Annotated in this window: 4 protein-coding genes; all 4 read right to left on the minus strand. The window is 60.7% G+C overall.

Going from position 1 to position 3,416, the window contains the following annotated elements; all coding sequences use genetic code 11:
- On the minus strand, positions 1-923 hold a 923-nt coding region (locus Q4P21_RS15530), incomplete at its 3' end, for an amino acid ABC transporter permease (RefSeq protein ID WP_303389631.1).
- Positions 924-929: 6 nt separating this feature from the next.
- Entirely contained in the window at positions 930-1,832 is a 903-nt protein-coding gene (locus Q4P21_RS15535) for an ABC transporter substrate-binding protein (protein WP_303389632.1), read from the minus strand.
- A gap of 213 nt (positions 1,833-2,045) precedes the next feature.
- Positions 2,046-2,399: a VOC family protein gene (locus Q4P21_RS15540; RefSeq protein ID WP_303389633.1), complete on the minus strand. Its 354-nt coding sequence runs from the start codon at positions 2,397-2,399 to the stop codon at positions 2,046-2,048.
- Positions 2,400-2,466: 67 nt separating this feature from the next.
- Positions 2,467-3,416: aldo/keto reductase (locus tag Q4P21_RS15545; RefSeq protein ID WP_303389634.1), on the minus strand; the 950-nt coding region annotated here is incomplete at its 5' end.

The following is a 3,416-nucleotide window of genomic DNA, read 5'->3' on the forward strand; positions in this document are numbered from 1 at the left end:
TGGGGGCCGGAAACCTTCTCCGCCTTGCGCTGGCCGGAACCGCGGGAGAACCGCTTTTCGATAAAGTGCTGGCCGACCATCAAAATGGACGTAAACAGTAGATACCAAATGCAGGCCACGATCAGCAGCGGCACCGGTGTGAATGTGACGGCGGATATGCCGCGGGATACCCCGTAGAGATCGATGCTCAACGGGATTGCCGTAACAAGGGAGGTGGTCTTCAACATCGAGATCACCTCGTTGCCGGTGGGCGGAATGATGATGCGCATGGCCTGCGGCACCACAATGTAGCGCATGGTCTGCCCCCACGACATGGCCAGGGCCCGCGATGCTTCCTCCTGGCCTTCATCGACGGAGAGGAGCCCCGCCCTGACAATTTCGGACATGTACGCGGCCTCATTGAGCGCCAGTCCGATGATGGCGGTGACGAACAGGTTGGTGAAGATTGAGTTGTCGAAGGAAATCCATGGAGTCATGAATGGAATTCCCACCGTCAGCACGGGGTAGATCAGGGCAACGATTCCCCAGAACACGAGCTGCACGTAGACGGGGGTGCCACGGAAGATCCAGATGTAGAGCCACGCCACACTCTTCACCACAGGGTTGGGCGAAAGCCGCATGATGGCCAGCAGCAGGCCCAGCGCAATGGCGAGGACCATTGAGTAGACCGTCAATTGGAGGGTGACCAGTGCAGCCTGGCTGATCCGCTTGTCGAAGATGTACTTGCCCACTTCCGCCCAGCCAAAGTCCTTGCGCTGGGCGGCATCGATGATGAAGACAGCCAGCATGGCCACCAGCACAACTGCGATGAAGACACGCCACGGGTGGCGAAGCGGGATTGCCTTGACCACCTCGCCGTCTTCAGCGCCGTCCGGCGGTCCGGGTGCCGTTGATGAAATGGGATCTTGGCTTGAAGTGGACATGGGCGGTTAGCCCTTCGCGGCCATGTTGATGGTGGCTGACTTGACTCCGCCACTTTCCACGCCCCACTTGCTCAGGATCTTGCCGTAGGAGCCGTCGTCGATCAGGGCCTGAAGGGCCTTTTGGAGCACCGGCGTGAATTCACTGTCCTTGGCGACCGGCATCCCGTACGGGGCAACTTCAAAGGCGTCGCCAGCAGTTTGGAGTTTCTTGTCCGTCTTTGAGATTGCGTACAGCGTGACGGGTGAATCTGCGCTCATCGCGTCGACCTGGCCAATCACCAGGGCATTCGTCGCCTGGTCCTGGGTGTCAAACTTGAAGATGGTGATGGCCGCCTTGCCTGCATCCGTGCAAGCTTTGGACTTGGCTGGAACTTCATGGGTGTCCTCGTACGTGGTTGCCTGCACGGCAACCTTCAACCCGCAGGCATTATCAGGATCCACTGTCTTGCCCACAGGTGCGGCCCACTGGATGCCGGCCAGGTAGTAGTTGACGAAGTCGACCTGCTTTTCGCGCTCCAGCGTGTCCGTGAACGAGGACATGCCCATGTCGTCCTTGCCGCCATTGATGGCCGGAAGGATGTTGTCGAACGTGCCAATGTCGAAGTTGACCTTCAAACCCATGACCTGGCCCAGTGCGTTGGTCAGGTCTACAGACCAGCCGGCAGGCTGTCCGTTGGCATCCTTGAACTCATTCGGCGGGTAGTTGTTGGCCATGCCCACGTTGAGCACGCCGGCTTCCTTGATTTTGGCCGGAAGGGATGCAGCGATCGCATCATCCTTCTTAACCACGACGGCGTCTGCCGAGGCGGACTCGCTGCCGCCCGGGGCGGTGGCGCTGTTATCGACACAACCGGTCAGCATCAGGGCTGCGGCGGCGGTCAGTGCGGGAATTACGAATTTTGCGCGCATTGGGTGTCCTTTGTTGGTGTTCTGAGGTATTGCTTCGTCATTGAAGTCATCGACTGGAAAAACACTCTGTGTTGAACACTATGGCACTCTTGGCAGTTCCAGCCTGCAGTGACACAGCTTCGTCCCCGCCCTTCCGGGCTGACTGGAAAAATCGCATTGGGTCTGCTTGCCAGCGTGTTTGTCCCATTGGTGGTTGTACAGCTGAGACGACAGTCAGCTGCCGGGTGTGTTCAGAATGCAGAACTCATTGCCTTCGGGGTCGAGCAAAACAACCCAGGGCTGTTCGCCTTGCCCGACGTCGGCGCGCCGGGCACCCATCGACAACAGCCTCGCTACCTCGACCTGCTGGTTGTCTGGCCGGAAATCAGGATGCACCCGATTCTTTGCCATCTTGCTTTCCTTCACGGGGACGAAGATCATCCCCGGCGTTGAATCCACAGTTGGACGAATCTCAAACTCTTCATGGCTGTCGAGCGTGACAACCCAGCCCAAGGCAGCGGCCCACCAGCGTCCAAGGGCCTGCGGATCCAGCGCATCAACAACTATCTGTTCCCAATCAAGAGGCATCGTCCAACCCTAGACCGTTGCTGTGCACCGCCCGCCCCCAAACCCAATGGCCGCCGTCGTGCGCTGCTTACCGGCCGCCTTCCACCTTCCGGCTGCGCTGTTCCTGCGCCTTGAGCCCATAGGGATACACGCCCACGCGCGGTTGGCTGATGTCCGTGAGCCGGCGGGTTTCCTCCTCGGAGAGTTCCAGCTGGGCAGCCGCAAGGTTGTCCGCAAGTTGTTCGGTGGTCCGGGCGCCGAGGATCACCGAGGTGACGGCGGGGCGGTTGGCCAACCACGCCAGTGCCACCTGCGCCGGGCTGGTGCCGTGGGTCGCGGCAATGTCCTCCACGGCGCTGATGATCTCCCACGTGTGCGGGTTGTCGTTGCGTTCCTGCCACGCCTCCATGCCGCGCGTCGGGTTGTCGCCCACGCGCGTGTCACTAGCTGGCGTTTCGTCGCGCTTGTATTTGCCGCTGAGCCAGCCCCCGCCTAGTGGGGACCATGGCAGTAGACCAATCCCGGCGTCCAGCGAGGCGGGCACAATCTCCGACTCGGTTTCGCGCACCAGCAGACTGTACTGGGGCTGCAGCGTCACGGGTGCGTTCCATCCATGGGCCCTGGCAATGTGGACGGCCTTGGTCAGCTGCCAGCCTAGGAAATTGGAGAAACCGTAGTAGCCGATCTTGCCGCTGGTAATGGCGTCGTGCAGGAAACGCAGTGTCTCCTCGATCGGCGTGATGGGGTCCCATGCGTGCATCTGGTAGAGGTCGATCTGCTCCACGCCCAGGCGCCGCAGGGAACTATCCAACGCGCGGGTCAGATGGCGGCGGGAGGTTCCGACGTCGTTCGGTGAGGTTCCCATGGGAAAGCGCCCCTTGGTGGCGATGACCACCTGGTGGTGCGCATCCTTCCGCTTGGCCAGCCAGCGGCCAATGATTTCCTCAGACGTCCCGGCGCTGTAGACATCCGCCGTGTCAATGAAGTTTCCGCCGGCGGCGAGGTAGTTGTCCAAGATGGCATGGGAGTCGTCCTCGG

It is taken from the genome of Arthrobacter sp. (genome assembly GCF_030540645.1).
Lineage (GTDB): Bacteria > Actinomycetota > Actinomycetes > Actinomycetales > Micrococcaceae > Specibacter.